We start from the raw sequence: 26,211 nt of genomic DNA, 5'->3' as shown, positions 1-26,211 counted from the left end.
GTCATGGTGGATGGGGCGGGGGAGCTATCAGGAAGATGAGGGAAGCCGCCAGACCTTGCCTTGCTACGGACTGTTCAATATAGCCACTGGGGAAGGGTTTCTCCAGTACGAGAGGGACAGGGCAGAATGGTGACTGCATCGTCAGGAAACACGCATTGGAGGTTTTGGGAAAAGACTATCGAGATTCATTCTTTGGCTCTGAGGTCTGATTTCGCAATGCCTCCAATTCTGCTTTGAGCTGTTCGTTTTCAGCTTTGAGTGCATTGTTGGCTTCAGCAGCGTCTCTGAGCTGTTCGCTTAAGATGTTGACAGCTTGGAGATTCTGTTCAAAATCATGATAAAAATTGGAGAAATACTTTTGCAGTACCAGCTTTTCTATTTGCTTATATGTACCTGACGAAGGCAAAATTCGTCCGCTTTGCTGGTAAAGTATCCTATTGACACTGACAGTCCTGATATCATTCAGTTTTAATACCGAATCACGGATGATGAATGAAAATTCGCTGTTTTTCAGTAGAAACATATCACTTTTGGAATCAGGATGGTCAATGGGATGATAAACATCAGAATGCTTATGCGAATCAAAGGAAAAAATCGGGAGAACATAGAGCAGTTTTTGCTTCACGCCAATCACAAGTCCTCTATGTTCATAGGACATTTCAGGGATAAAGTTTTTCCCAAACTCAAACTGATATATTTCGCCTTTCTTTACGGCTTTATGTCGGAAAGGTTTGGTTCTGTTGTCTGCTCACCGATAATCTGATTTTGAAAAGCGGCCAAGTTCGTCAGAACTGTATGTATTTCTCAGGACGGTCTCGTTTGTTTTGTGCTTTCAGATATTCTTGCAAGTGCTGTACCTCCTTTTGAGACAAAAAGGGCATGGCGCTAACCATGCCCTGCTCTGGCTGCCCAGAGAGACCTCGGCGGTCAAATTATCCTTTCAAATGCGGCCTCGTCGGCCAAAAAACACTTTACAAGTGCGAAAGAACAATTTTGCGGAGACAGAATTTGCCTCTTTCTCTATTATACACAATTCTTCAAAAAAATCTATTGCATTTTTATGATTTGTAGATAAATTATAGGGAAGGTGAAGTCGGTCGCCTTTCACAGAGAGGTAAAACCAACTTATATTATGCTTGCATATGTAAAGGAGAGCAATCCATGATGATATTAAATTCAGGAAAGACTTGATTTAGAGGAATGGGAGTGACAGTATCTCTCCGGTTGAACCGGGAAGCGGAAATATCAACTTCTGCTTTCTTGCGGCCGGCAGCTTTTTAAAGCTATAATATTCCTATACAAAGCAGAAAGCGGCCGGACAAAAGCCCATGAAAGCCAGAGCCGTCCCGGTGTGCCCGCAGCCTGTGAATGTATGAAGACATGACAAAAACCAGGAGGTACCGGAAATGATCGACCGAGAACAGATAGGAATCAGAATAGCGGCCTTGCGGAAAAAAGCGGGCCTGTCCCAGCAGGCCCTGGCCGAAAAGCTGGGGGTCAGCGCCCAGGCCGTCAGCAAATGGGAGGGAGGAAGGAACCTGCCGGACATCGACATGTTCCGGGAGCTGGCATGGCTTTTCCATATGACCATAGACAGCATCGTGGAAGGGGATCTTACATTTGCCCAGAAAAGCAGCCAGAAAGCCCTCCCAGCCAGCGTGGAAGCCCTCTTCCCGGATGCTGAAAGGCGAAGGCTCCTGGGCAGCCTGTCCACCTACTGCTCCGACACGGAACTCTACAATATCGCCAGGGAGCTGGCCGAGGGAAGCCTGGAGCTGACCGTCCAGGCGGGCATCGTGAGAACGGAAAGCGCGGCCTGTCAGGAGGGCAGGGCACACCAGGAAAGCGGCATATGCCAGGAGGGACGCCCCAGGACGGGGGAGAGAAAGGTCTCCATACCTGCCAGCCTTCTCGGCGAGAACACGCTGCGGGAGACAGCGCCCTATTTCGCAAAGGCCCTGGGAGAAATGATGGGCAACACGGAGCCGGGTCTGCGGCGGATCGAGGAGCTGATGCGCTGCCCGGAATGCGGAGAAAAGCTTTCCCTTGGGAACAAAGACGAAAACAAGATAAGTTTTGTCTGTAAAAACAGCCATCCCTACGATGTGACAGACGGCGTGGTATATTTTGGCTCCCGTGAGATTCCTGGAGAGCTGTGGTCTCTGTACATGAGGAATTACCAGGATTATCTCCGGGAACAGCGCCATCCGGGCAATCCCCGCTATCAGATGGGTGCCGTTCCCTGTAGCGAGGTGCGCTGGCAGACGTTGAAAAAACTCCGCCCCCGGGTGATTCTGGACATGGCCTGCGGCACCTGCAACGGCCTAAAGTATGACTTGCAGCGCATCAACTGGCCCTGTCTCGTAATCATGGCAGACCTGTCACACCGCATCCTCAAGTACAACAAGCGGTATTTCAGCGAGGAGATGGTGAACCCTTACGTGGACATCGTGTGCCTGGCCTGTGACTGCGCCCATCTGCCGATTCGGGACGGCTGCATCGACATGGTGGTCTCAAACGGCGGATTTGAGAGCATGCAGTCCAAAATGATGGACGGCTTCCGGGAGGGATACCGGGTGCTGAGGCCCGGCGGCCATGCGGTGTACAACATCAGCATCGTGGGGGACCATACCTCGGAAAATACGAAAAAATGGGAATATCTATACGGCACACTGGATGAAAGCTATTCCCTGCATGAAAAACTCTACGATATAGAAGAGTGGGAACAGGTCTGCAGGAGCACAGGATACGCCGCCACAGAGACGAAAGAAATCTACGGGGAGCTGCCCGCGCCGGAGGGAGACGTGTTCCCCTTTGAGAATGAAATCTTGCAGTGGATGGGGGAGTATCTATGCGTATCGGAAAAGCGACCTGCCCCTGTGTCCTGAAAGCGTCTTTCCATACAAATCCATACAAAGCTATATAGCCTCCTGAGGGATTGCCCCCCCGGAGGCTTTTTTTCGCTTTTAGTCTGAATCCTGTGGCGCCGGCGGGAAAACTGCCCCTTGGTCATCATGCCGGGCTTTTTTCGCCCCGCAAATCCGATGGATGGGCTTTATGACATGGGAGATACTGAGAAGGGGAACGATTTTGGACACAATGGACAAAAATCGACTCTTTACGCGGTTTCCGCCTCCGTGATAGATTTAAGCCAACACAGGCGGGGAATCCGGATGCCGCCTGGAAGAAGAATAAGGGGGTGTACCATGGGTACTCTGTCGAAGCTGAAGAAAAGGTACTTTGGGAAAAAGAGCATGCTGCAGCTATATCTTCTGGCGATCATACCGATAGCGTGCATTATACTGTTCTGTTATGTCCCGATGTCCGGGATTCTGATCGCGTTTAAGGATTACAGTGTCCGCAAAGGGATTCTGGGAAGTCCGTGGGCAGGAATGAAATACTTCGAACAATTGTTCGGAACGCCGATTTTTACGGATATCCTGAGGAATACCATCGTGCTGAGCCTGTTGGGGCTGATAGTCGGATTTCCTTTTCCGATCCTGCTGGCTCTGGCCTTTAACGAAATCCGGAACGCCAGGATCAAAAAGACATTGCAGACGATTTCCTTCGCCCCCTATTTTATCTCGACGGTGGTAGTGGTGGGCATCCTGAACCAGATTTTCTCTTACCGCTATGGCGTCGTAAACGGGGTATTGAACCTGCTGGGGCAGGAATCGGTGAATTTCCTGGGAATGAGGGGGTTCTTCCGGCCGGCCTATGTCCTCTCCGGCGTCTGGCAGGGGGCAGGGTATGGATCCGTGCTGTACATAGCGGCGCTTTCCAGCGTGGACCTTTCCCTGTATGAGGCGGCGGCCCTGGACGGGGCCAGCAGGCTACAGAGGGTCATCTATGTGGACCTGCCCTGTATCGCGCCTACCATCATCATTTCCCTGATCATGAATACAGGCAGCATCCTGAGCGTAGGGTTCGAGAAGGTGTTCCTGATGCAGAATCCCGTGAATTACGGCGTGTCGGAGATCATATCCACCTATGTGTACAAGACGGGCATCGTGCAGGCGCAGTTCAGCTTTTCCACAGCGGTGGGGCTGTTCAATGCGGTGGTGAACTTCGTCATCCTGCTTCTGGTCAATACAGTGGCGGGCAAGGTCTCGGAGACCAGCCTTTTTTGAAAGGGGGAGGAACTATGGCAGGACATATCAAAACATCGGCGGGCGACAAAGCGTACCTTGGAATCATCTATCTGTTCCTGGGATTATTTACGATATGCACCATCTACCCTCTGGTCTATGTCGTAAGCTGTTCCTTTTCCAGCCCGGAGGCTCTGGTGCAGGGGAGAGTCTTCTTCTGGCCCGTGGAGTTTGGCTTACAGGGATACCAGGCGGTCTTTAAGAACAGCCAGGTCTGGTCAGGATATCTGAATACGATTCTTTATACAGTGGTGGGAACTATGGTGGGAACGGCCGTCACCATGATGGCGGCCTATGTCCTCTCCAGGCGGGAATTTCCCCTCAGGAAGGGGATGACGGCGCTGTTCATGGTGACCATGTTCTTCGGGGGCGGAACCATACCCATGTACCTGTGGCTCAAGAGGCTGCACATGCTCGATACGATATGGGCGCTGGTGCTGCCGGGAGCCTGCAATGTATGGATGACTATCATCGGGCGGACATTCCTTCAGTCCTCTGTACCGGAGGAGCTGTTTGACGCCACCTGCCTGGACGGGGGAGACTATCTCCGGTATTTCACCAAAGTAGTCCTGCCCCTCTCCAAGCCCATACTGGCGGTGATGGCCCTGAATTTTGCCCTGGGGCACTGGAATTCCTACTACAGCGCGCTGGTGTACCTGAATGATGCCGGGAAGTACCCGCTGCAGATCGTGCTGCGGAATATCCTGATCCAGAATACAGTGGACATGACGGATATGGGCAGCGGCATGGATGTGAACAGCATGCTCCACAATCAGTATCTGTCGGAGCTTTTGAAGTATTCGCTGATCATCGTGTCCAGCCTGCCGCTGCTGGTCATCTATCCTTTCCTTCAGAAGTATTTCATCAAAGGCGTGATAATCGGCTCCGTGAAGGGATGACTGTGGGAATGGGACGAAAGGGGCCTGTGGACGGAGGCCAAAGGCGCTCCGTATCATATAGAAGAATGTAAGGAGGATATGAGCATGATGAAGAGGAAGAGACGATTGGCGCTGGGGCTGGCGGTATCTGTAGCGATTGCGATGTGCGGATGCGGCTCGGGCGGCTCGGAGGGCAGCGCGCAGGAGAGCCGGCCGCAGGAGGGGACAGAGGCACAGGACGGGGATGCCGGATCCTCCGGGCAGGCGGCAGGGGCGGAGAGCGTCTTCCCGCCGGAGGAGACTGTGACGATCAGGGCGATGATGTGCCAGATTCCAGGCGTGGTGGAGCTGGAGCAGAATACGGTGTTCCAGGACCTGGAGGCGTACGCCAATGTGGATTTCGAGCTGACCCTGGTGCCGGAGGAAGGGTATAAGGACAAGCTGAACCTGATGATGGCCAGCGACGATTACCCTGAAGTCATCACGCACGCCGATTTCTCGAACCAGGATCTGGAGAAGTACGGCGTGGAGGAGAAAATCCTGATACCCCTGAACGACTTGATTGACCAGTATGCGGTCAATCTCAGGGAAAGGCTGGCGGAGCATCCCGAATGGGAGGAGCAGATGAAGAGCTCCGACGGGAACATCTACGGGATTCCCTCCGTTGACTCCGGCGGGGAAGGGCATGGGGACTGCGGCTATAAAATGTGGATCAATAGGGAATGGCTGAAGGCCGTAGATAAGGAAATGCCCACCACGACGGATGAGTTCAGGGATGTGCTCATGGCTTTCAAGAACGGGGATCCCAACGGAAACGGCATGGAGGATGAAATCCCCCTCACAGGTGCCACCGGCACCTGGGCGGCGGATCCGTATCTGTTCCTGCTGAACGCCTTCGGATATTTCGATGAGTCCAACTACTATGTGAAAGACGGAAAGGTCCAGAGCATCCTGGACCAGGATTATCTGAAGGCGGGGCTGGAGTACATCCACGGCCTGTATGTGGACGGCCTGATCGATCCGGCTGCTTTTACCCAGAGCCTGGAGCAGATGACGGCTGTGGGAAACAATGAGGGGACGGTTATCGCCGGGACTGTATCCTGTGGCCATATAGGGATGTTCCTGGATATCAACAACCCGGAGCGGTATGGCCAGTACGAAATCATGATGCCCCTGGAGGGGCCCAACGGTTATCAGGCCATTCCCTACACTCTGCAGCACAATGTGAGCGGGGCAGCCTTCGCGATTACGGATGCCTGTGAGCATCCTGAAATCGCCATACAGATTGCGGATCTCTTCTGCGGCGAGGAGTGGAGCGTCCGGGGACAGGCCGGTAAGCAGGGGGAGGACTGGGATTATGCCGACGGCAGCAGGACAGGCATGGACGGCGTGACTGCCGCCAAGTATAAATGGCTGGCCTATAAGGCACAGGCGGCGGCAGACCAGAGCGTCAATAACTGGGACTGGACCCTGAGGCTGATAGAGCCTAACTGGAAGAACCTGTTTGAGGTGGACGGCGATATCATGGATTCCACGAATTATGAGGCGAGGCTGTATGCGGATACCATGAAGCTGAAACCCTACGCGGCGGATGTGGACATGATTCCGCCCCTTGCCTTCACGGGGGATGACGGGGATGCCTATGCCCGGATGTCCACCGCGGTCAGCGACTACGCTAAAAATGCAATCGTGGAATTCATCACAGGGATCAGGGACATCGACGCGGATTGGGACGGCTATCTGGCCGATTTGGAGCGGCTGCAGTACCGGGATATGCTGGATCTGATTCAGAAGACAATCGACGCGCAGTAAGTGTATGCCTGTCAGGCCGGGGGAAACGCTTTTCAGAGAGGGAAAGCGTTTCCCCTGTGCAGGTTGGGGGGATTATGGGAGATAAATTTTATGCAAAAGGAGCCAAATCAATCTACTTCCGGGTTCTGAAAATGTTCCTGCTGATCGTCATGATACCTTTCCTGATCCTGTTGATCGTATACGCAGGATTGACCAGGAACATCGAGAATCTGATATGCGAGAGGAACTTTGAGATCGTAAAGACAGGGGCGGAGGATTTCGAGAGGCTGCTGAGCAATCAGGAAAATCTGGCAGTCTTTTTTGAGTGCAGCCAGGATATCATGAACTTTTATTATCGGGCGGACCCTCTGGCGGAGGGGAAGACCACCAGCGCCATTCTGGAGGCGCAGAATGACCTGAACGCCATGGGGATAGCCAACAGCGATGTCCTGAATATACAGATGTATGCGGCCCGCAGCGGCGCGTTGATCGACTATTCCACCTGTGCCCTGTACCTTGACAGATACTTCTGGAGCGGCAGCTTCGGGCTTGTGGGATATGACTGCGAGGGCTGGGTCAGAGATATCCTCCAAAATGAGGAGCAGGCGGATTTTCGCGAGGCGGAAATGTTCTTTCGGGGAAATATCCGGGACGTGCTGATCTATAACAGGAGATACGCCAGCGTCAGCTCCGCAGGCGACAATAATCGAATCATCTTCTATATCGACGCTTCGAAGGTAAAAAAAGCATTTTCCGCCGCACAGTATGAGGAGGGCTTTCTGGCGTCATGGACAGCCGCGGCACTGTCATCCTGTCGGATCGCCTCACGGGAGAGAAGGGGCAGTATCTTGCCGACAGTGTCTTTGCGGAAAACGGATACCGCAAATGCACCATTGGAGGCAGGAAGATGCTGCTGGTGAATTATCGCAGCGGCACTTTGGGGCTCTCCTATGTGCTGGCGGTTCCCTACAGCGATGTCCAGGCCGTGGCGGAGCCGCTGATCCAGACAATGAAATACTTTATCCTGCTGGCGGCGGTCGTATGCGCCCTGCTTGTGGTCAGATTGTCCGTCCGTTGCTCCAGGCCTCTGGTCAAGGTGCACCAGACGCTGAAAATAACGGAAAAGAATATATCTATGGATGATTTTGTAGAGAGACTGGTGAAGACGGTCAAGCGCAATGAAGTCATGAAAGAGGAGATGCAGAGGCTTCAGGGACTGCTGCAACATGAGGTGTTCAAGAACGCCATGATGGGTAATGTGGCGGAAAAGGAGGAGATACAGGCGGCCATCGCCCAGAGCGGCATCCGACAAAGGGCGGATTGCTATGTGCTTCTGATCCTGAGCTGGAACGATCTGGCGGACGACATCAACATCGAGGAAATCAGCGCCCAGAAGATTTACATGGTAAGCATCATCCGCAGCCTGGAAAAGGGCGAGGTGGAACTGGTATTCCAGCTCGACCTGGAGAAGTCGGTCATCCTCCTGTCATATGACGGCTGCTCCGGGCAGGAGGCCAGGGACAGGGTGGAAAGGCTGGTGAGGCAGGTGATGGAAGAAGCTGTCCGGAACATCAATTACAGCATATCCGTCTCAGGGGACATGTTCCACAGCCTGGAAGAGATTTCCAGAGGCTTTTTCCACGCGAAAAAAGCCCTGTCCGTCTCCCAGAACATATTCGGCGACCACCCTGTGCAGTGGTACGAGATTGTAAAAGGATATTTCGGGACCATGCCCCAGGATGAGGAGGAAGAGTACGCTTCCTCTCACAATGTGCGGGTGGTGGAGGAGATTCAGAAATATATCGTAGAGAATTTTTCCGATCCCGGGCTCTCTCTGACATCTATCGCAGAGGTGTTCTTCATCACGGAAGCGTATGTGTCGAAGCTGTTCAAAAGGATTTCTGGGCAGAATTTTTCCAAATATATCGAAAAAGTGAGGATGGAGAAGGCCAGGATTCTGCTGGAGGAGGGGAAGACGGTCAAAGCGGTCTCCGAGATGGTAGGCTACAACACGCCACAGGTATTCCGGCGGGCCTGGAAGCGATACTACAGCGGTCTGCCGTCGGAAAACCTGACCGCCAGGGCGGACGGGGAGAAGGAGGCCGGGAAAATCTCTAAAAAGTCTTGAAATCCATAGGCCCCACATGCTATAGTGTTAAAGGCCGATGGATGCAAGGCTTATACTGCATAACGCTGAATACTGCCTAATGCAATCAAGCGATTGAACCAGTCAGCGTTATGCAGTCTGGTTTCACGGCAAGTGAAATCGTTAAGCAGTATATTTTCAGGAAAGACGGCATGGGGGAGACATGTTAGAAATCTTTTATCCGGACAACGAAGCGCAGAACGCTTATGGAATCGATTATGAAGGACTGTACGGCAGAGGCTACCGGGGCGTCATCTTCGACATCGACAATACCCTGGTGCCCCACGGCGCCCCTGCGGACGACAGGGCGGTAGAGTTTTTCGCGGGCCTGCGGAAGCTGGGCTACCGGACCGTGCTCTTGTCCAACAACAAGGAGCCCAGGGTGCGGCCTTTCGCAGACAGGGTGTCGTCGAACTACATATGCGATGCCGGAAAGCCCGGGCGCGGGGGGTATGAGAGGGCCATGGAGCTGATGGGCACGTCCCCGGAGAGCACGCTGTTCGTGGGGGACCAGCTCTTCACGGATGTGTGGGGGGCGAAGAGGGCCGGAATCGTCAGCTATCTGGTGAAGCCCATCCACCCCAAAGAGGAGATGCAGATCGTGCTGAAGCGCAGGCTGGAGCGCATCGTGCTGTTTTTCTATCACAGGAAGAAACGGCAATAAGAGTTTGGGCCAAGCCGCTTTCCGGGAAGGCGGAACCTCTTCCCGGGAAGGGGCATTGAGTTGTAGCGTTAAAGTGCAGCATTGATGTGCAGCATTAAAGCACAGAAATGCGGAGACGGAACTGGAATCAGGAGGATGACGGACACCATGAAGATAGACGGATACACCCGAGTCTGCGGGGTGATGGGGAATCCCGTGGAGCACACCATGTCCCCGGCCATACATAACACCCTGGCGGAGGCATTGGGGGAGAACCTGGCCTATGTCCCCTTCCGCGTGCCTACGGGGGCGGCAGGGGAGGCTGTGCGGGGGGCTTACGCGCTGAACCTCCTGGGCATGAACGTGACGGTGCCTTACAAGAGCGAGGTGATCCCTTTCCTGAAGGAGACAGATCCCCTGGCGGAGACCATCGGGGCGGTGAACACCCTGGTGCGGACGGAGGGCGGATTCAAGGGCTACAATACGGACATGCCCGGACTCTACCGCGCCATGTGCGAGGACGGCGTGAAGATTGAGGGGGAGGATGTGCTGATTCTGGGAGCGGGAGGCGTGGCCCGGGCCGTGGCCATACTGGCTGTGGACAAGGGCGTGAGACAGGTCCACATCCTGAACCGCACGGCGGAGAAAGCGCTGAAGATAGCGGATGAAGTGAACGATCTGGCAGGCCGGGCCCTGGCGAAAGGCTGCGGGCTGGAGGATTGCGCCTCCCTTCCCGGGGAAAGCTATCTCGCCATCCAGGCCACCAATGTGGGGATGTTTCCGAAGACGGAGGAGGCGGTCATCGAGGACGCCGCCTTTTACAGGAAGATACGGATTGGCTACGACCTTGTCTTCAATCCGGCCAGGACCCGGTTCATGGCCTTGGTGGAGGAGAACGGCGGCAGGGCATTTGGCGGGCTTAAGATGCTGCTGTACCAGGGCATCATAGCCTATGAGCTCTGGACGGGGGCCCGGGTGGACTCCGGGCTTGCTGAGAGGGCCTATGGGGCCATGAAGGAAGCCATGCACATTTCATAGCCCAGGCTCTCTGGCGGCTGGGGAGCCAGCTGTCCGGTTCAGGGCTTCGGGCGGATACGTAAAAGGAGGTCCACAGTGGGAGCGGAATGCAGGAGGCGGAGGATGAAGCGGAAGAATCTGGTGCTGATCGGTTTCATGGGAAGCGGGAAGACATCTGTAGGGCTGCGGCTCTCCTACAGGCTGCGCAGGCCCGTGGAGGATACGGACAAGTTGATAGAGCGTCGAGAGGGGCGCAGCATCAGCGAGATATTTGCCCGGGAGGGGGAGGAATATTTCCGCAGACAGGAGACGGCTCTGCTGGAGGAGCTGGTGGGCCGGCGGCACAAGGCCATCTTTTCCGTGGGGGGCGGCACCCCGGTGCGGTCGGAGAACAGGGAGCTGCTGAAGCGCCTGGGGACGGTGGTGCTTTTGCGGGTGCGCCCGGAGACGGTGTATGAGCGGCTGAAGGAGGATGCCACCAGGCCGCTCCTGCAGTGCCCGGATCCACTGGGACGGATTCGGGAGCTGATGGAGGGCAGGAGGGAGGCCTACGAGTCCTGCGCGGACGTAATCCTGGACGTGGACGACATGGAGATGGGGGACATCTTAGAAAGCATCGCAAAGGAGATGAACAGGATGAAGCTTTTGGTGATTAACGGGCCTAACATCAATTTCCTGGGAATCCGGGAGAAGAGCGTATACGGCGCCCAGGATTATCAGTATCTGCTGGACATGATTCGGAAGAAGGGGGAGGAGTCGGGAAACGACATCACGGTATTCCAGAGCAACCACGAGGGGGCCATCATCGACCGGATACAGGAGGCTTATTTCGACGGCACTGAGGGAATCGTGATCAACCCGGGGGCCTACACCCACTACAGCTATGCCATCCGGGACGCCCTGGCCAGCATCACGGTGCCAAAGGTGGAAATCCACATCTCCGACATCACGAAGCGGGAGGAGTTCCGGAAGGTGTCCGTCACAGCGCCGGTGTGCGACAGGCAGATATACGGCCTGGGGCTTGCGGGGTATCTGAAGGCCATCGACTGCGTCCTGGATATGGGGAAAAAGCAGGGCTGAGGCAGGTTCAGATGCGCTTATCCAATCTTTTTCCAATTTTTTTTCAAAAACAGTTGAAATTTGTACATATTTATATTAAACTAATGTAGAATTATATTTGTGAGCACAATTTAGGAGGAATACGAAATGATTTCTGCAGGTGATTTCCGGAACGGTATTACCATTGAGTATGATAACAATGTGTATCAGATTATTGAATTCCAGCATGTGAAGCCTGGCAAGGGCGCGGCCTTCGTGAGGACGAAGCTGAAGAACATCAAGAGCAGCGGCGTGATCGAGAAGTCCTTCCGCCCTACCGAGAAGTTCCCCCAGGCACGGATCGATAGAAAGGATCTGCAGTATCTGTATTCGGACGGAGATTTGTACTATTTCATGGATACGGAGAGCTATGAGCAGATTGCCCTGAACAGCGATGCCGTGGGCGATGCGCTGAAGTTCGTGAAGGAGAACGAGATGTGCAAGATCTGTTCCCACAACGGAAGCGTATATTCCGTGGAGCCTCCTCTGTTTGTAGAGCTGGAAATCACGGATACCGAGCCCGGCTTCAAGGGAGATACCGCTACAGGAGCATCCAAGCCCGCTACTGTGGAGACAGGAGCGCAGGTATTTGTTCCGCTGTTCGTGAACCAGGGGGACAAGATTAAGATAGATACCAGGACAGGGGAGTATCTGTCCAGGGTCTGATTTCACCTGATTCGTTCCGAGATGATATAGATTTATGCTGCTCTTTCTGGTGTCTGCTTCGGCGCAGGCGCTGTTGCGCATGTTCATGATGATTGATTGAAGACAGCGCAGAAAGAAGGAGAGTATGGATATAAACGAATTCGCAGGCAAGGTCTGCAATGCCATGAGGAAGACGCTCGGCGCGGATTGCCGGGTGGAATGCAAGGAGGTACGAAAGAACAACGGCGTCATCCTCCACGGGCTGCTGGTTCTGGGAGAGAATCGGAACGTGGCGCCCACGATATATCTGGACACTTTTCTGGAGGCCTATGAGGCGGGAGCGACCTTCGGGTCCATCATCCAGAGGCTGTCGGATATCTGCAGGGAGGATATGCTGCGGGAATCCGTAGACATGGAATTTTTCCGGTCCTTTGAGAAGGTGAGGGACAGAATCTGTTACCGCCTGATCGGCAGGAAGGGAAATGAAGAGTTGTTGGAAGACATACCATATATCGAATTTCTGGATTTGGCCATCTGCTTCTACTATGCTTACCATGGGGACGCGCTGGGAGACGGGACGATTCTCATCCACAATTCCCACATGGAGCTCTGGGACACCTGTACGGCTGAACTGTTCGGGGTGGCAAAGCGCAACACCCAGAAGCTTTTCCCCTGGGTGTGCAGCTCTCTGGCGGAGGTGCTGGACGAGATAGGGGCAGAGGATGGCGAACAGGCATCGGCAGAGGACGATATCTTTCTGCGGGAGATGCCGCTTCAGGTTCTGAGCAATGAAAAGAGGACCCACGGAGCCATCTGCATGCTTTATCCGGATCTGCTGGACGGGCTCGCCGGGAAAGGGCAGCGGAATTTCTATATTCTGCCCAGTTCTGTCCACGAGGTGATACTGCTGACGGACACAGGCACCGAATCGGCAGGGGAGCTCAAGAAAATGGTCACGGAGGTGAACCGTACTCAGGTCGCTCCGGAAGAAGTGCTTTCTGACAGTCTTTATTACTATGATTCCACCGATAAAAGGGTCAAAATAATTTTCTAAGAATTTCCTTAAATTTGTAGTAGACAGATAGAAAAATTTGTGATATTATAGTCAAAGCGATGTAACAATTTTGTAATATTTGCATCCGTAGTCTAATGGATAGAACGAAGGCCTCCGACGCCTTTAATGCAGGTTCGATTCCTGTCGGATGCATTTACATCGCTTTGGCTATTTTCATGACAATAGAAGACTCGCGAAGCGTGGATTCTATTGTTTTTGTCTGGGGGGAGCCGCATGCGGCTCCTTGTGTTACGGCACGGTTGTGGAAGCGGTGCCGCTGTTTGAGGAAGGTGTAGCGATATGGATAAAAAGACGACGTTCCGTGATTTTATAGTAACGAATTCCAAATTCCTGTTTCCGCTGGTAGTGATTGTGGTGGCGGCATGTACGGTCTCCTATGCTCTGGGGGCCAACAGCCGGAAAGGGGATCAGGGCGAGTCCCAGCCGCCTTCTACGGAGGAGTCCGTGGAGCCGGTGAGCCTGGCCGAAGAGGGGAGCGGGGAGGAGCCTTCCGCCGCGGAAGAGGTTCCTACGCCCAAGGAGACACCGCTGGTGCTCAACGAGGATGCGGGCATCCAGACGCTGGTCACGACTTATTACGACACCATGGCTTCCGGGGACAGCGCCTTGATGGCCTCCCTGTACGATGAGCTCACGGAGAATGAGCAGCTGCGCTGCGAGGAGATGGCAAAGTATGTAGACCATATCTCCAACTTGGAGATTTATACGAAGGAAGGCCCTGAGGCAGGCGCTTCTTTGGTCTATGTATATTACAGAATCTGCTTTCTGAACCATGAGGAGGAGGTTCCCGGCTGGCAGATGTTCTATGTCCTGGATGACGGACAGGGGACGCTCCGCATCAAGAACGAGAAGAACTTCACGGAGGACGAGAAGAAGTATGTGGTAGATGTCTCGGCACAGGACGAGACCATAGAATTCAACAACCGGGTGAACGCGGAATACAACGAGCTGATGGAGGCCAATCCCCAACTGCTGGCATATTTGGGAGAGCTGGGGGTTCAGGTGGACGCGGCGGTAGGCGTGAGGCTTGCAGAGCTGAACGCGCCTCCGGCCCAGGAGGGCAATCCGGAGGGCGGTGAGGCAGCCGGCGAGGGTACGGATCCGGCAGCCGGAGGGGAAGGGACCCCTGCTGATGCCCAGGCGCCCGTCCAGAACACGCCCCAGAGCGCGCTGGCCACAACCACCGTCAATGTCAGGAATTCCGACAGCGAACAGGCGGACAGGCTGGGGCAGGTAGAGGGCGGCACCAGAGTCCAGGTGCAGGAGGTTCGTGCCAACGGCTGGACCAAGATTGTCTATGAGGGCGGTGACGGCTTCATCAAGACCGAGTACCTACAGATGGAAGAGAGCGCGGAGGGCCAGGAGAGCATCGGCACCGTAACCGCCAATACCAATGTCAACGTGCGCGCCGCCGCAAGTGAGACGGCCGAGCAGGTGGGCATCCTGGTAGGCGGGGACACGGCGGAGCTTCTGGGCACAGAGGGCGATTGGTGCAAGATAAAGTTTGACGGCAAGGTGGCTTATGTGAAAGCGGAATTCGTCACCCAGTGATGCATAATATGCGGAAAATGTGGGAAGCCTTTTATGGAGGGCAGCGCGCGGGCGCATCCTCTGTAAGAGGCTTTTTTATTCCCGCGAGCAATGAGCCAAGCGACCGTGCTTGCATGGTCAGTTGGCGAATGCCGCGAGGGTCAAATACCCCCGCTGCTCTGCAGCGTTGCAAGTTTGATGCCCCGTTGCTTGCAGCGGGGTATTTGATTCCCACAGGAAGGAGATACATTCGAGATGAAATCACAGGAAGCGGCAGTATACAGGGAGGTTCAGCGGAATACGGAGATGGCCATGAAAGCGATCGACACCATTTCCGGCAAGGTGTATGACGATGACCTTGCCCTGCAGATTTCCAGACAATCCTTAAAGTACGCGGAGCTTTACAATGAGGCGTCCAGGCAGCTCATGGAGGGGAAGGCGGAGCGCTATCAGAGCAATGCCCTCACCGATGCCATGCTCAGGACCGGCATCCATTACAATACCATGCTGAACACCAGCACGGAGCATATCGCGGAGATGATGATCAAGGGCAGCAACAACGGCATCCTGGAGATGGAGAAGGTGCTGAAGCACAATGAGAACGCCGGGGAGCGTCCCACGGCGCTGGCGAAGCAGCTAATCGACTTCGAGGAGAGCAATATCAAGCGCCTGAAGGACTATCTGTAGGCGGATGTTCCCGGGGCCGCAGTCGGGGATTGTGCAGATTGATGAGAAAAAAACCTGAAAACTTTTCCGATTTAGTGAATTAAAGTGTTGTGCATTTTGCGGCCGCAGGTTATAATATTTTAGGGACAATAGTGTGAAGGGCTGTAGCAACGGCTCTTTAAGAAGGCATAGGAGCAGTCCTATGCTTTTTTCATAGAAAAGAAAGAGGAGGATGATGCAATGTCATATGTTGATGAGGTCTATGAGCTGGTAGTGGCCAAGAATCCCGCCCAGCCTGAGTTCCATCAGGCTGTCAAAGAAGTTCTGGAATCCCTTCGCGTGGTGATTGAGGCGAATGAGGAGAAGTACCGCAGGGACGCGCTGCTGGAGAGGATCGTGACGCCGGAGCGCCAGCTGCTCTTCCGGGTGCCCTGGGTGGACGACAAGGGACAGGTACAGGTGAACAATGGCTTCCGCGTGCAGTTCAACTCCGCGATCGGGCCCTACAAGGGGGGACTGAGGCTGCATCCCAGCGTGAACTTGGGGATCATCAAGTTCCTTGGATTCGAGCAGATCTTCAAGAATTCCCTGACAGGCCTTCCAATCGGCGGCGGCAAGGGCGGCTGCGACTTCGACCCCAAGGGCAAGTCGGACAGAGAGGTGATGGCTTTCTGCCAGAGCTTCATGACAGAGCTCCACAAGTACATCGGCGCTGACACAGATGTGCCGGCAGGCGACATCGGCACAGGCGCCAGGGAAATCGGCTTTATGTACGGCCAGTACAAGAGGCTCACCGGCCTGTACGAGGGCGTGCTCACGGGCAAGGGCTTAAGCTACGGCGGATCCCTGGCCAGGACGGAGGCTACCGGCTACGGCCTGCTGTACCTGACGGAGGAGATGCTTAAGTGCAATGGCAAGGATATCGCAGGCAAGACCGTGGCGGTGTCCGGCGCGGGCAATGTGGCCATCTACGCCATCCAGAAAGCCCAGCAGCTGGGCGCCAAGCCTGTAACCTGCTCCGATTCCACTGGGTGGATCTACGATTCGGAAGGGATTGACGTGGCGCTCCTGAAAGAGGTAAAGGAAGTGAAGCGGGCAAGGCTCACCGAGTACGCGGCCGCAAGGCCCAGCGCCCAGTACCATGAGTGTGCGCCTGGCAGCAATGTGTGGACGGTGAAGTGCGACATCGCCCTTCCCTGCGCCACCCAGAACGAGCTGGATCTGGAGGACGCGAAGACCCTGGTGGCCAACGGATGCTTTGCGGTGGCTGAGGGCGCGAACATGCCTACCACCCTGGAGGCTACCGAGTACCTGCAGAAGAACGGCGTCCTGTTCTGCCCCGGCAAGGCGGCAAATGCAGGCGGCGTGGCCACCTCCGCCCTGGAGATGAGCCAGAACAGCGAGCGCCTGAGCTGGACCTTCGAGGAAGTGGACTCCAAGCTGCAGGGCATCATGGTAAATATCTTCCACAACCTGGACGATGCGGCGAAGAAGTACGGAATGGAAGGAAACTACGTGGCGGGAGCCAATATCGCAGGGTTCTTAAAGGTGGCGGAGGCCATGACGGCGCAGGGCGTGGTATAGGATGAGCAAAACAGCCCGGGAACGGAGAGTTCCCGGGCTGCTTGTATCCTGTTTCTATCCTATGTTCATCCTATATCTGTCCTATGTCCGCCCCGCCTATTCGCCGAGGGCCTTCAGGATGCGGTTCATGTCCGCAATCAGGCTTTTGGAGTAGGTCTCGGCTTCGCGGTAGACCTGTTCCGCCTCCGTGTACCTGCCGGCATTGAGGGCATTGATGGCAGAAGCGCCGTATTTATGGAACTTCTGGTGCTTGGGCCCCAGCCCCTTCCATATGGGCACGATGTCGGGGATGTCCGGCGTCATGGCATAGTAGAAATGCCCGAATCCGCACTTGGAGGAATCCAGCTGCAGGGGCATGACCTGCTGGGAGTAGACCATCTTCTTCAAATTGGCCAGCCAGGCATTGTGGGAGGAGATGGCGGAGCGCATGTACTGGGCAAATTCCGCGTCCTCCAGATGGTAGAAGGCATCGTGGGACATCTCGCCCATCTGCCGTACCGTCTCATCCAGGATTTTCTCGATATCCACCACGGGCTGGGTGGCCTGCCGCAGATCGTCCCCCACGGAGCGCATGAAATCAGAGCTTTCCCGCAACTGATTCTGCATCTCGGTCATGGAGCTGCTGATCTCCTCGCTGACGGCAGCCAGGGAACTTACAGAATCGTTGATTCTGGACACGGCGGCATGGTTCTCATCGTTCAGGGCCCATACATGCTTGATCCTGTCGGACATGGAGGCCAGGGACTCGATAGTGCCGTTGGCGCTCTCGATGCTCTTCTTGGAGGCATCCTTCATGCTCTTCACGAAATCCTCCATGCCGGAGGTGAGCTGCTGGGTCTCCTGGGAAAGCTCCCTAATCTCATTGGCGACCACGGCGAAGCCCTTTCCTGCCTCACCGGCCCTGGCGGCCTCCACGGAAGCGTTCAGCGCCAGCAGATTGGTCTGCATGGAGATATTGCCGATGCCGGAGATGATTCCGCTGATGTGGTCGATGATGCCGAACAGTTCGTCCATGTTCTTCTGCATTTCCCGGGAAGCTTCGATGGTCTGCTGGGAGAGGTCCTTGATGGAGGTCAACTCCTGCTGGCCTGCTTCGATTTTCTGATACACGTCATCCGTCTCGCCGGAGACGCTGACGATGGTATTGGCCAGCTCCTCATGCTGGTTGCTGGCAGCCCCCACAGCAGAGCCGAAAATGGTCTCCGTGGCATTCGTCACCTGCTGGGAGATGTCGATGATTTTGTCCGTCTGATGCTGCATGGTCAGATCCAGCGAGCTGATCTGCATGACCGCTTTGATATTTTTCTCGAACAGCTCCGCGAACTGCTTCCGCCCGCCGGCCAGCCTTTCGTAGATGCCATTCAGCTCCGGCTCCGCGGAGTAGTCGGCTGCTTTCAGCTTCGAGACAGCCTGCATCAGTACTTTTTTCTTTTTTCCAATGGCCATATCTTTTCTCTCTTTCTTTAGGATAATCGCCTTCCTTTATTATACAGTAGTTTCCGTTTTTTGCAAACTCTTTTTCGGATAATTTATGCTGGATAAATTTACATAAGGAAAGCGGGCGGCTGTACCGTTGTTGCTGGGGCGGAAATATGGTAAACTGGAGAGGTATCGTAAAAACGCAACTTGCCTGGTTCGCCCGGCCTGTATTCCGGGGAATGGCGCTGGAAAAGACAGTGAACAGAATATTCTGACGTTTCCGGTCATGACTGTGGACTTTCCATGGACATGGCCGGATTTTTTGGGAAAAGAATCATTTGACAGGCACAGGCCGGGCCGTTAAAATAGAACATATTGACAAATATGATTCGGAACGGAAAGAGGGAGGAAATATGGGGAACAGACCGAAAAAAGTGGAATTTTATCTGGGCGGCTTCGGAAGAGCGATTCCGCTGCTGACAGCGGCAGCCATGATAGCCTGGGCGGCGTTCAGCCAGTCCAATGTGAACGGATACGTGATTGCGTTCTTCGCCGCGCTGGTGGCAGGCGTCCTGTTTGCCAGGGACGAGAAGGCCTATGGGGAGGCGCTGGTGTACGGGCTGGGCAAGCCCATGTTCGCCGTGATCGTGCTGTCGGTGATCCTGGCGGCGGTCTCCGGCAAGCTGATCTCCTCCAGCGGGGCGGTGCAGACCATTGCGGCGTACGTGGTGGCGGCAGGGTTTACCGGTAGGCTTTTCGTGGCGGCCACCTTTCTCATCACCTGCCTGCTGGCCTTTGCCACGGGCACCTCGGTGGGCACTTATTTCGTGGTGATTCCCATCCTGTTCCCGGTGGGCGTGATGGCGGGGGCGTCGCCGGAATTCATGATCGGGGCCATTGTGTCGGGGGCGGCCTTCGGCGATAACCTGGGGCCCATCTCGGATACGACGATTGCGTCTTCCACCACCCAGCACGCTGATCTGGGGACAGTGGTGAAGACCAGGATGCGCTACAGCCTGCCTGCAGCGGCGGGGGCGCTGATGCTCTTCCTGCTCTTCGCAGGGGATGCAGGCACGGGCGCGGTAATCGACGGGACGGAGGCGGTGGCGAAGCCTGTGAGCCTTGTGATGCTGATTGTGCCCGTGGTCATCATTGTGCTCTGCCTGCTGCGGAAGCATTTGATTACGGCCCTGTCTTATGGAATCCTGGCGGGGATAGCGGCAGGGCTGGTATTCGGGATTTATCAGGTAAGCGACCTTGTGGCGTTCCCCGGGGGATTTTCCGTGGAGGGCCTGATCATATCGTCCATCACGGGCACGGCGGGGACGGTGGCCATGCTGATAGCGGTGTTCTCCCTGCTGGGCGTGCTGGAATGCAGCGGCCTGTTCGAGGATGTGGGGGCGCTTTTGTCCCGCTTTGCGAAAAAGGAGCGCAGTGCGGAGGCCGCCATCGTCCTGTCCACGGGAATCCTGAGCATGGTGACAGGGGTGATTTCCGTGGCGATCGTGGCCCTGGGCGACCTGGTGAACGACATCGGGGAGAAGGCCGGGGTGGACAGATACCGCCGGGCAAATCTCCTGGACTGCACGGGCTGCGTGTTCTGCTTCCTGGCGCCATGGACGGTGCACTGCGTGATTCCGGCCCAGCAGTCCGCCCAGTTCGGGGAGGGCTTCGCAGTATCGCCGGGCGCTGTGCCCTTTGTGAACTATTATTCCATCTGTATGCTTGTGATGCTGCTGATAGCGATTGTCACGGGATACGGCAGAAAGAGACAGGAAGAGGCAGGGAAGCGATAAGGAAGAGAGGAAAGAAGAGGCAGGGCGCGAGATGGCGGCGAAGAAATATTATGCGGTAAAAAGAGGGAAGGCTACAGGTATCTTTCGGACGTGGGAGGAGTGCAGGGCATCCGTGGAGGGATATCCCGGCGCGGTGTACAAGGGTTTTCCCGGGCTGGAGGAGGCTGAGAGCTATCTGGGGCTTGCGCCCGGGACAGGGAAGATTTCCGGGGGAAGGAGCGGTTCCGGCGCGCGGGCGAAGGCTCCGGGGCAGGGGGCAGGAAACGGCGGCCTCCTGCCGGAGCAGATTCCGGATTCGGGGGGACCGGACGGCGGAAGCGGCGGGGGCGCAGCGGAATCCCTGGAGAAAAACAGCGGTAGAGAAAACATAAAAGGCGTAGAACATGCCGGGGCGGAGAAGTGCGGCGGAAGCAGGGGGCAAGCCGTCCGCCGGAAAGGGAAGGCCGATGGCGGCGGAAGCGGCGAGGGCGCAGCGGAGGCAGGCTCAGGCAGGGGAGAGCAGGGCTTCGTGCGGGACGGGGACGAGGTTCCCGCCGCCGGGACGCTGCTGGCCTACGTGGACGGCAGCTATGACAATTCCCTGAAAAAATACGCCTTCGGCTGCGTCTTCATACTGCCTGACGGTAAAATATATACGGAATATGGGAATGGAGACAATGCCCAGTCCCTGCAGCACAGGAACGTCACCGGGGAGATGCTGGGGGCCATGTACGCCGTGAAGACAGCCATGCGCAGCGGCTTTTCCGCGGTGGAGCTGTGCTATGACTACGAGGGCATCGAAAAATGGGTCACCGGCGCCTGGCGCTCCAAGACGGAGCTGACCCAGAAATATGCCGCCGCCATGCGGGAATGGAAAAAAAGCATCCAGATTTCCTTCCGGAAGGTGGCGGCCCACACCAATGTGTATTATAATGAACTGGCGGACAGGATGGCGAAGACAGGTCTGCGGGAAGGGGACGGGATTCCGAAGGTGCAGAGTCTGGAATGACAGGGAAGCTGCCAGCGGGCGGCCAATCCAGGCAGGGATTCCGATTTTGGGCAGCGCTTCCAGACATGGCAAGTGACTGGCCTGGCAGGGGCCCAGGCAGGACAGCGGCCGTCTGTCAGCCCATATGGAAGGACAGGAGCCCGGCCGTGCAGCATGCCAGTCCGGAGGCAGGCTGCCTGTGGGCCTGTGCCGGGAAAGTTTTGGAAAGGTAAAAGTATGGAGCAAATGAGATTGAACAAATATCTGGCCCACTGCGGCGTCTGTTCCAGGAGGGATGCGGATAAACTGATAGAGAAGGGGCAGGTGCTGGTAAACGGCCGGACGGCGCTGCCGGGCATGGCAGTGGGGGACGGTGACGAGGTGCTTGTGTCCGGCAGGCGGGTGAGCCCCGGGCAGGAGACTGTGGTGCTGGCATTCTATAAGCCCCTGGGGGTGACCTGTACGGAAAAGGACCGCCACGCGGAGCGGATCGTGTCCGACCTGGTGGACTATCCGGTGCGGGTCACTTACGCGGGGCGGCTGGACAAGGACTCGGAAGGGCTTCTGCTGCTTACCAATGACGGCGACCTGATTCAGGCCATGATGAAGGGGGCCAACCGCCATGAGAAGGAGTACCTGGTGCGGGTCAATAAGGAAATCACGGCGGAATTCCTGGAGAAGCTGGCAGGGGGCGTGTACCTGGAGGAGCTGGACATCACCACCAGGGAGTGCCAGGTGGAGCAGGTGAGCAGATTCACCTTCCGCATGGTGCTGACCCAGGGGGTGAACCGGCAGATCAAACGGATGTGCAGAGCCTACGACTACCATGTGCGGGCCCTGAAGCGTGTCCGGGTGATGCATGTGACCCTGGGGAACCTAAAGCCCGGGGAATACCGGGAGCTGGGCGGGGAGGATGTGGAGCGGCTCTACCGGGACTGCGGCCTGTGAGGGAGCGGGCCTGCTTACAGCTCTATGGCATGGGCGGCAGGAAAGGGCATGCGCTGTCCGGCCTGGCAGGCCGCTCGGCGCCTTGCGGCAGCTTTTCATGGGACACGAGGGGCTTTGCCCGTCTATGGCATGGCGCAGGAGGACGCGCAGCAGCAAAAAAGAAGGATGGTTGAAATATGACGCAGTCTGAGAAAATCGAAAGAATCAAATATCTGGTGGCGGCCCTGAGCGAGGCCTCGAAAGCTTACTACGCCCAGGACAGGGAAATCATGAGCAATCGGGAGTACGATGCGCTTTATGACGAGCTTGCAGTCCTGGAGCGGGAGACGGGCATGGTGCTGGCCAACAGCCCTACGATGAGCGTGGGGTACGAGGCTGTGGACGAGCTGCCCAAGGAGCGGCACGAAAGCCCCATGCTTTCCCTGGACAAGACCAAGAGCAGGGAGGAGCTTGCGGAATGGCTCCAGGGGCATCCGGCGGTCCTAAGCTGGAAGCTGGATGGCCTGACCATCGTCCTGACCTACCGGGAGGGAAAGCTGGAGAAGGCGGTCACCAGGGGGAACGGAGAGATAGGGGAGGTCATCACCAACAATGCGAGGACATTCGTGAACCTCCCCCTGGAGATTCCCTTTCGTGGAGAGCTGGTGCTGCGGGGCGAAGCGGTGATCAGCTATTCGGATTTTCAGAAAATAAATGACGAAATCGAGGATGCGGACGCCAGGTACAAGAATCCCCGGAACTTGTGCAGCGGCTCCGTGCGCCAGCTGAACAATGAGATCACGGCCAGGAGAAATGTCCGGTTCTACGCCTTTGCGCTGGTGGATGCCAGAGAAGCTGATTCCGGGGATGCGGATGTCGGGGCTGATTCCGTGGAGGCGCAGTTCCGTTTCCTGGAGGAGCAGGGCTTCGAGACCGTGGAGCACTATCTGGTAACGGAGGAGAACATCCTGGATACCGTAGAGCGCTTCGAGAAAAAGATAGAGACTTACGACATCCCCTCGGACGGGCTGGTGCTGGTCTACGACGATATCGCCTACGGGCGTTCTTTGGGCAGGACGGCGAAATTTCCCAGGAATTCCATTGCTTTCAAATGGGCAGACGAGCTGCGGGAGACCAGGCTCCTTGAAATCGAATGGAGCGCCAGCCGCACGGGGCTAATCAACCCGGTGGCCATATTCGAGCCCGTGGAGCTGGAGGGTACCACGGTGAGCAGGGCCTCGGTCCACAATATCAGCATCCTGCGGGGGCTGCATCTGGGCCTCGGAGACCGCATCACCGTGTACAAGGCGAACATGATCATACCGCAGATTGCGGAAAACCTGACGGCCAGGGATTTGCTGGCCCAGGCACAGGCAGAGGATGTCCGGGCCGGGGAAGAGAATCGGCTTGCAGAAGAAGAGCGGTCTGCGGAAGAGGGATGCCCTGCGGGAGGAAAGCAGCCTATGGGAAAAGAAGCTTCGGCAGGAGAAGAGCCGCCTACAGGAAAGAAAGCCGCGGCAGGAGAGGAGCAGCCTGTAGGAAAGGGAGCTTGGGAGGGAGAAGAGCCGCCCACAGGAAAGGAAGCTCCGACAGGACAGGAGCTTCCCGCGGATGATGAGCAGGTCATAGAAGAGGGGGACACTGAGGAAGATGCTGCGGAAAAAGCGGAGGCCATAGAGGCGGCGCTGGCCATGCGCGGCCACAGGCTGGTGGAGATTCCGTCCGTCTGCCCGGTGTGCGGCGGGGCAACGGAAATCCGCCAGGTAAATGACGTCCAGTCCCTCTACTGCACCAACGTAAGATGCGCTGCCAAGCAGATCAAGGCTTTCACCCTCTTCGTCAGCCGTGACGCCATGAACATCGACGGCCTGTCGGAGGCCACCCTGGAGAAGTTCATCGATATGGGATTCATCCAGGAGTTCGCGGACCTCTTCCATCTGGGCAGATACCGGGAGCGGATCGTGGAGATGGAGGGCTTTGGCGAAAAGTCCTATCAGAACCTGATTGACAGCATAGAGCGCGCCCGCCGTACCACCCTGCCCAGAGTGATATACGGCCTGGGCATTGCCAATATCGGCTCTGCCAACGCAAAGATGCTCTGCCGCTTCTTTGACCACGATTTAAAGCGCATGCAGGAGGCGGATGTGGAGACCTTGAGCGCCATAGACGGTGTGGGCGAGGTCATCGCCACAGCCTTTGTGAGATATATGCGGGATGAAGATAATCTGCGGAAGATAGCGGATCTGGTGGGTGAGCTGGAGATTGAGATTCCCAAGGTGGAGGAGGGCAGCCAGACGCTGTCCGGCCTAAGCTTCGTCATCACAGGCTCCCTGGAGAAATTCGCCAGCCGCAGCGACCTAAAGGAGGCCATTGAGCAAAAGGGCGGCAAGGTCACGGGGAGCGTCACCGGCAAGACCACCTGCCTGATCAACAATGACGTGGCATCCAATTCGTCCAAGAACAAGAAAGCCAAGGAGCTGGGAATCCCCATTCTGTCCGAAGCCGATTTCCTGGCACAGTACCAGGTGTCCGGCCCCGGAGAATAGGAAGATAAGCTGACCGCGCAGCGCCGGGCAGGCTTCGCTGCGCAAAGACAGGGAAGAAAAGCAGGCTGGCTGACAGCAGATAGAAGGAATGAAATGTAGGAGGAAACCAAAATGCCCATCAAGGTACAAAGCGATTTACCGGCAAAAGAGATACTGATCAACGAGAATATATTCGTCATGGACGAGCTGCGGGCCATCCATCAGGACATCCGCCCCCTGGAGGTATTGATCCTGAACAACATGCCCGTCAAGCAGGACACGGAGCTGCAGCTGCTTCGGGCCCTGTCCAACACGCCCCTGCAGGTGGACGTGACTTTCATCAACGTGAAGAGCCATGTGTCCCTGAACACATCGGCCAGCCATCTGAACAAATTCTACAGCACTCTGGACGAGATACGGGACAGGGACTACGACGGCATGATCGTGACGGGGGCGCCGGTGGAGGACATCCCCTTCGAGGAGGTGGACTACTGGGAGGAAATCTGCGAGATCCTGGACTGGGCCCAGACCCATGTGACCTCCACCCTGCACATCTGCTGGGCGGCCCAGGCAGGTCTCTACCATTACTATGGCATCAACAAAAAGCTCCTGCCCCGGAAGCTCTTCGGTATCTACGAGCATAAGGTGAGGAACCGCAAGATTCCCCTGGTGCGGGGCTTCGACGACATCTTCCTGGCGCCCCAGAGCCGCCATACGGAGACCCCGGCGGACGCCATCCATGCCTGCAAGGAGCTGACGGTGCTGGCGGAGTCCCCGGTGGCCGGCGTATATCTGGCCATGGCCCAGGAGGGGAAGAAGATATTCGTCACCGGCCACCCGGAGTATGACAGATACTCCCTGAACAATGAGTACTACCGGGATCTGAACAAGGGATTGGATATCCGGATTCCGTATAATTATTATCCAAATGACGACCCGAAGGAGAAGCCCCTGCTCCAGTGGCGCGCCCATAGCAACAACCTCTACAGCAACTGGCTCAATTACTACGTCTATCAGGTGACTCCCTATGAGCTGGGGAAAGAGGAGAAAAGGCAGTAAACATGCGGATTTGCGCTATTGCGGTTTGAGGCGGAGGTCGATGAAATCCCCCGTTTTGTGCCAGGATTTCATGTGAAAATGGGGTACAGGGAAATGCTGTGGGGTACGGCTGATTGGATTATGCTGGACAGTGAGGCAGGACTATATTATCGGTAGAAAGTGAGGTATTGGTTATGGGAAGGACATCTCTAAATGATTTGGAATATATACTGCTTAACGATTTCACTTGCCGTGGAACCAGGCTGCATAACGCTGACTGGTTCAATCGCATGATTACATTAGGCAGTATTCAGCGTT

The 26,211-nt window shown here is 55.9% G+C and carries 21 protein-coding genes, 1 tRNA gene and 1 pseudogene; 21 read left to right on the top strand and 2 right to left on the bottom strand.

The annotated features are described in order from the left end of the window. Window positions 1–175: 175 nt before the first annotated feature. The gene (locus Q2B33_RS13300; protein ID WP_251207311.1) at window positions 176–634 is read right to left on the bottom strand and encodes a hypothetical protein; all 459 of its coding nucleotides are present in this window, start codon (window positions 632–634) and stop codon (window positions 176–178) included. Window positions 635–1,406: 772 nt separating this feature from the next. Between Q2B33_RS13300 and Q2B33_RS13295 the strand changes: the two genes are divergently transcribed. The 16 genes and pseudogenes from Q2B33_RS13295 (at window position 1,407) to gdhA (ending at window position 17,221) form a co-directional block, all read left to right on the top strand. Beyond that, window positions 1,407–2,888 (top strand): helix-turn-helix domain-containing protein, encoded by a 1,482-nt coding sequence (locus Q2B33_RS13295; RefSeq protein WP_300564848.1) that lies wholly within the window; start codon window positions 1,407–1,409, stop codon window positions 2,886–2,888. 318 nt (window positions 2,889–3,206) lie between these two features. Then, window positions 3,207–4,130 carry a sugar ABC transporter permease gene (locus Q2B33_RS13290; RefSeq protein ID WP_300564846.1) on the top strand — a complete coding sequence of 308 codons (924 nt, stop codon included), beginning with the start codon at window positions 3,207–3,209 and terminating at the stop codon, window positions 4,128–4,130. Between the two features lie 14 nt (window positions 4,131–4,144). Continuing rightward, window positions 4,145–5,047: a carbohydrate ABC transporter permease gene (locus tag Q2B33_RS13285; RefSeq protein ID WP_300564844.1), complete on the top strand. Its 903-nt coding sequence runs from the start codon at window positions 4,145–4,147 to the stop codon at window positions 5,045–5,047. A gap of 84 nt (window positions 5,048–5,131) precedes the next feature. After that, on the top strand, window positions 5,132–6,838 hold the full coding sequence (locus tag Q2B33_RS13280; RefSeq protein ID WP_300564842.1) for a hypothetical protein: 1,707 nt from the start codon (window positions 5,132–5,134) through the stop codon (window positions 6,836–6,838). 74 nt (window positions 6,839–6,912) lie between these two features. Then, a complete protein-coding gene (locus tag Q2B33_RS13275; protein WP_300564840.1) occupies window positions 6,913–7,737 on the top strand; it encodes a hypothetical protein in 825 nt (274 codons plus the stop codon). After that, entirely contained in the window at window positions 7,725–8,945 is a 1,221-nt protein-coding gene (locus Q2B33_RS24240; RefSeq protein WP_330687969.1) for an AraC family transcriptional regulator, read from the top strand. The genes Q2B33_RS13275 and Q2B33_RS24240 overlap by 13 nt, the downstream gene beginning before the upstream one ends. 181 nt (window positions 8,946–9,126) lie before the next feature. Continuing rightward, window positions 9,127–9,627, top strand: a complete 501-nt coding sequence (locus Q2B33_RS13265) for a YqeG family HAD IIIA-type phosphatase (protein ID WP_300564838.1) — start codon at window positions 9,127–9,129, stop codon at window positions 9,625–9,627. A gap of 147 nt (window positions 9,628–9,774) precedes the next feature. Then, entirely contained in the window at window positions 9,775–10,644 is an 870-nt protein-coding gene (locus tag Q2B33_RS13260; RefSeq protein WP_300564836.1) for a shikimate dehydrogenase, read from the top strand. 102 nt (window positions 10,645–10,746) lie between these two features. Further along, window positions 10,747–11,241, top strand: a pseudogene (locus Q2B33_RS24545) (shikimate kinase); the annotation flags it as partial. Window positions 11,242–11,259: 18 nt separating this feature from the next. Further along, on the top strand, window positions 11,260–11,703 hold the full coding sequence (aroQ, locus tag Q2B33_RS24540) for a type II 3-dehydroquinate dehydratase (protein ID WP_296460008.1): 444 nt from the start codon (window positions 11,260–11,262) through the stop codon (window positions 11,701–11,703). Between the two features lie 126 nt (window positions 11,704–11,829). Further along, window positions 11,830–12,387 carry an elongation factor P gene (gene efp / locus Q2B33_RS13245; protein ID WP_296476013.1) on the top strand — a complete coding sequence of 186 codons (558 nt, stop codon included), beginning with the start codon at window positions 11,830–11,832 and terminating at the stop codon, window positions 12,385–12,387. Between the two features lie 124 nt (window positions 12,388–12,511). Continuing rightward, window positions 12,512–13,420, top strand: coding sequence for a DUF5688 family protein (locus Q2B33_RS13240; protein ID WP_300564834.1), 909 nt, complete (start codon window positions 12,512–12,514; stop codon window positions 13,418–13,420). A gap of 81 nt (window positions 13,421–13,501) precedes the next feature. After that, window positions 13,502–13,573: transfer RNA gene (locus Q2B33_RS13235), tRNA-Arg, on the top strand. Between the two features lie 147 nt (window positions 13,574–13,720). Further along, the gene (locus Q2B33_RS13230; protein ID WP_300564833.1) at window positions 13,721–14,992 is read left to right on the top strand and encodes an SH3 domain-containing protein; all 1,272 of its coding nucleotides are present in this window, start codon (window positions 13,721–13,723) and stop codon (window positions 14,990–14,992) included. A 234-nt stretch (window positions 14,993–15,226) separates the two neighbouring features. Beyond that, the gene (locus Q2B33_RS13225; protein ID WP_300564831.1) at window positions 15,227–15,658 is read left to right on the top strand and encodes a hypothetical protein; all 432 of its coding nucleotides are present in this window, start codon (window positions 15,227–15,229) and stop codon (window positions 15,656–15,658) included. 219 nt (window positions 15,659–15,877) lie between these two features. Beyond that, entirely contained in the window at window positions 15,878–17,221 is a 1,344-nt protein-coding gene (gene gdhA, locus Q2B33_RS13220) for an NADP-specific glutamate dehydrogenase (RefSeq protein WP_296476004.1), read from the top strand. Between the two features lie 96 nt (window positions 17,222–17,317). On the opposite strand, the gene Q2B33_RS13215 is transcribed toward gdhA, so the two are convergent. Next, the gene (locus tag Q2B33_RS13215; RefSeq protein ID WP_300564829.1) at window positions 17,318–18,667 is read right to left on the bottom strand and encodes a methyl-accepting chemotaxis protein; all 1,350 of its coding nucleotides are present in this window, start codon (window positions 18,665–18,667) and stop codon (window positions 17,318–17,320) included. 407 nt (window positions 18,668–19,074) lie between these two features. Here Q2B33_RS13215 and Q2B33_RS13210 point away from each other — a divergent pair, with 407 nt between their 5' ends. The 5 genes from Q2B33_RS13210 to metA all read left to right on the top strand — a co-directional run bounded on the left by Q2B33_RS13210 (window position 19,075) and on the right by metA (window position 25,914). Beyond that, the gene (locus Q2B33_RS13210; protein WP_300815748.1) at window positions 19,075–20,436 is read left to right on the top strand and encodes a Na+/H+ antiporter NhaC family protein; all 1,362 of its coding nucleotides are present in this window, start codon (window positions 19,075–19,077) and stop codon (window positions 20,434–20,436) included. 31 nt (window positions 20,437–20,467) lie between these two features. After that, on the top strand, window positions 20,468–21,424 hold the full coding sequence (locus tag Q2B33_RS13205) for a ribonuclease H family protein (protein ID WP_300564825.1): 957 nt from the start codon (window positions 20,468–20,470) through the stop codon (window positions 21,422–21,424). 225 nt (window positions 21,425–21,649) lie between these two features. Further along, window positions 21,650–22,351 (top strand): pseudouridine synthase, encoded by a 702-nt coding sequence (locus Q2B33_RS13200; protein ID WP_300815746.1) that lies wholly within the window; start codon window positions 21,650–21,652, stop codon window positions 22,349–22,351. A gap of 176 nt (window positions 22,352–22,527) precedes the next feature. Beyond that, window positions 22,528–24,876, top strand: a complete 2,349-nt coding sequence (locus Q2B33_RS13195; protein WP_300564821.1) for an NAD-dependent DNA ligase LigA — start codon at window positions 22,528–22,530, stop codon at window positions 24,874–24,876. 111 nt (window positions 24,877–24,987) lie between these two features. Next, window positions 24,988–25,914, top strand: a complete 927-nt coding sequence (metA, locus tag Q2B33_RS13190; protein ID WP_300564819.1) for a homoserine O-succinyltransferase — start codon at window positions 24,988–24,990, stop codon at window positions 25,912–25,914. Window positions 25,915–26,211: the final 297 nt, after the last annotated feature.

The organism is uncultured Acetatifactor sp., assembly GCF_948601915.1.
Lineage (GTDB): Bacteria > Bacillota > Clostridia > Lachnospirales > Lachnospiraceae > Acetatifactor.
Note: the sequence above shows the minus strand (reverse complement) of the source record. Positions and strands in the feature narration are given on the sequence as shown.

What these genes read in the sequence shown, in the direction of transcription:
- metA (WP_300564819.1), top strand. Translation starts at nt 24,988, where the DNA reads ATGCCCATCAAGGTACAAAGCGATTTACCGGCAAAAGAGATACTGATC.
- aroQ (WP_296460008.1), top strand. Translation starts at nt 11,260, where the DNA reads ATGAAGCTTTTGGTGATTAACGGGCCTAACATCAATTTCCTGGGAATC.
- Q2B33_RS13280 (WP_300564842.1), top strand. Translation starts at nt 5,132, where the DNA reads ATGATGAAGAGGAAGAGACGATTGGCGCTGGGGCTGGCGGTATCTGTA.
- Q2B33_RS13240 (WP_300564834.1), top strand. Translation starts at nt 12,512, where the DNA reads ATGGATATAAACGAATTCGCAGGCAAGGTCTGCAATGCCATGAGGAAG.
- Q2B33_RS13275 (WP_300564840.1), top strand. Translation starts at nt 6,913, where the DNA reads ATGGGAGATAAATTTTATGCAAAAGGAGCCAAATCAATCTACTTCCGG.
- Q2B33_RS13265 (WP_300564838.1), top strand. Translation starts at nt 9,127, where the DNA reads ATGTTAGAAATCTTTTATCCGGACAACGAAGCGCAGAACGCTTATGGA.
- Q2B33_RS13230 (WP_300564833.1), top strand. Translation starts at nt 13,721, where the DNA reads ATGGATAAAAAGACGACGTTCCGTGATTTTATAGTAACGAATTCCAAA.
- Q2B33_RS13295 (WP_300564848.1), top strand. Translation starts at nt 1,407, where the DNA reads ATGATCGACCGAGAACAGATAGGAATCAGAATAGCGGCCTTGCGGAAA.
- Q2B33_RS13215 (WP_300564829.1), bottom strand. Translation starts at nt 18,667, where the DNA reads ATGGCCATTGGAAAAAAGAAAAAAGTACTGATGCAGGCTGTCTCGAAG.
- Q2B33_RS13200 (WP_300815746.1), top strand. Translation starts at nt 21,650, where the DNA reads ATGAGATTGAACAAATATCTGGCCCACTGCGGCGTCTGTTCCAGGAGG.
- Q2B33_RS24240 (WP_330687969.1), top strand. Translation starts at nt 7,725, where the DNA reads ATGCTGCTGGTGAATTATCGCAGCGGCACTTTGGGGCTCTCCTATGTG.
- Q2B33_RS13195 (WP_300564821.1), top strand. Translation starts at nt 22,528, where the DNA reads ATGACGCAGTCTGAGAAAATCGAAAGAATCAAATATCTGGTGGCGGCC.
- gdhA (WP_296476004.1), top strand. Translation starts at nt 15,878, where the DNA reads ATGTCATATGTTGATGAGGTCTATGAGCTGGTAGTGGCCAAGAATCCC.
- efp (WP_296476013.1), top strand. Translation starts at nt 11,830, where the DNA reads ATGATTTCTGCAGGTGATTTCCGGAACGGTATTACCATTGAGTATGAT.
- Q2B33_RS13260 (WP_300564836.1), top strand. Translation starts at nt 9,775, where the DNA reads ATGAAGATAGACGGATACACCCGAGTCTGCGGGGTGATGGGGAATCCC.
- Q2B33_RS13225 (WP_300564831.1), top strand. Translation starts at nt 15,227, where the DNA reads ATGAAATCACAGGAAGCGGCAGTATACAGGGAGGTTCAGCGGAATACG.
- Q2B33_RS13290 (WP_300564846.1), top strand. Translation starts at nt 3,207, where the DNA reads ATGGGTACTCTGTCGAAGCTGAAGAAAAGGTACTTTGGGAAAAAGAGC.
- Q2B33_RS13205 (WP_300564825.1), top strand. Translation starts at nt 20,468, where the DNA reads ATGGCGGCGAAGAAATATTATGCGGTAAAAAGAGGGAAGGCTACAGGT.
- Q2B33_RS13285 (WP_300564844.1), top strand. Translation starts at nt 4,145, where the DNA reads ATGGCAGGACATATCAAAACATCGGCGGGCGACAAAGCGTACCTTGGA.